The organism is Nonomuraea sp. NPDC049421 (genome assembly GCF_040677005.1).
Classification (GTDB): domain Bacteria; phylum Actinomycetota; class Actinomycetes; order Streptosporangiales; family Streptosporangiaceae; genus Nonomuraea; species Nonomuraea salmonea.
The window spans coordinates 1-1,766 of record NZ_JBFAQA010000073.1; the positions used below are offsets into that span (position 1 = coordinate 1).

Annotated in this window: 1 protein-coding gene; it reads right to left on the reverse strand. The window is 68.2% G+C overall.

Annotated elements, in window-relative coordinates:
* Positions 1 to 1,766: DNA-directed RNA polymerase subunit beta (gene rpoB / locus AB0K18_RS50225; protein WP_364930276.1), on the reverse strand; the 1,766-nt coding region annotated here is incomplete at both ends.

Consider the following 1,766-nt stretch of genomic DNA (forward strand, 5'->3'; position numbering starts at 1 on the left):
TCGCCGTCGGTGATCTTCCGCTTCTGGGCCACGTAGACGCGGACCAGCTCGTTGACACCCGGCGGCAGCTCGTCGCCCTCCTCACGGGAGAACACGCGTACGCCGATGACTTTGCCCTGCTCGCCGTGCGGCACCTTCAGCGAGGTGTCACGCACCTCTCGGGCCTTCTCACCGAAGATCGCGCGCAGCAGCCGCTCCTCCGGCGTCAGCTCCGTCTCACCCTTGGGCGTCACCTTCCCGACCAGGATGTCGCCCTGCACCACCTCGGCGCCGATGCGGATGATGCCGCGCTCGTCCAGATCGGCGAGGGCCTCCTCCGAGACGTTGGGGATGTCGCGGGTGATCTCCTCAGGACCGAGCTTGGTGTCGCGGGCGTCCACCTCGAACTCCTCGATGTGGATCGAGGAGAGCACGTCGTCCTGTACGAGCCGCTGCGACAGGATGATCGCGTCCTCGTAGTTGTGACCCTCCCACGGCATGAACGCCACCAGCAGGTTCTTGCCCAGCGCGAGCTCACCCTCGTCGGTGCAGGGACCGTCGGCGATCACCTGGCCCGCCTCCACCCGCTGGCCCTCGGCGACGATGGGCTTCTGGTTGAAGCTGGTGCCCTGGTTGGAGTGCTTGAACTTGGCGACCCGGTACGTGACGTGGGTGCCGTCGTCGTTGGCCACGGTCACGTAGTCGGCGCACACCTCCTCCACCACGCCGGCGGAGGCGGCGATGATCACGTCACCGGTGTCGGTGGCGGCGCGATATTCCATGCCGGTGCCGACCAGCGGCGCCTCGCCCTTGATCAGCGGCACGGCCTGGCGCTGCATGTTCGCGCCCATGAGCGCGCGGTTGGCGTCGTCGTGCTCCAGGAACGGGATCATCGCGGTGGCCACCGACGTCATCTGGCGCGGCGAGACGTCGATGTAGTCGACCTCGTCCGCCCTGGCCAGCTCGAACTCGCCGCCCTTGCGCCGCACCGACACGTACCGCTCGGCGAACCCGCCGTCCTCGGTGAGCGCCGTGTTGGCCTGGGCGATGACGAAGCGGTCTTCCTCGTCGGCGGTGAGGTAGTCGACCTGTTCGGTCACCCGGCCGTCGACGACCTTGCGGTAGGGGGTCTCGACGAAGCCGAACGGGTTGATCCTGGCGTAGCAGGCGAGGTAGCCGATGAGGCCGATGTTGGGCCCTTCAGGGGTCTCGATCGGGCACATCCGGCCGTAGTGGGACGGGTGCACGTCACGGACCTCGAACCCGGCCCGCTCCCGCGACAGACCGCCGGGGCCCAGCGCGGACAGGCGGCGCCGGTGGGTCAGCCCGGACAGCGGGTTGATCTGGTCCATGAATCCCGACAGCTGCGAGGTGCCGAAGAACTCCTTGAGCGCCGCCACCAGCGGCCGGATGTTGATCAGCGTCTGCGGCGTGATGGCCTCGACGTCTTGCGTGGTCATGCGCTCGCGGACGACGCGCTCCATGCGGGCCAGGCCCAGGCGGACCTGGTTCTGGATGAGCTCGCCGACGCTGCGCAGACGGCGGTTGCCGAAGTGGTCGATGTCGTCGGTCTCGACCACCACGTCACCCCGCGCCCCCGGCATCGACTCCTCCCCCGCGTGCAGGCGGAGCAGGTAGTCGATCATCGCGGCGATGTCGTCGACGGTGAGCGCGCCGTGGGTGATGCCGGCCTCGACGCCCAGCTTCTTGTTGATCTTGTAGCGGCCGACCTTCGCGAGGTCGTAGCGCTTGGGGTTGAAGTAGAGGTTCTCCAGCAGGGTCTGCGC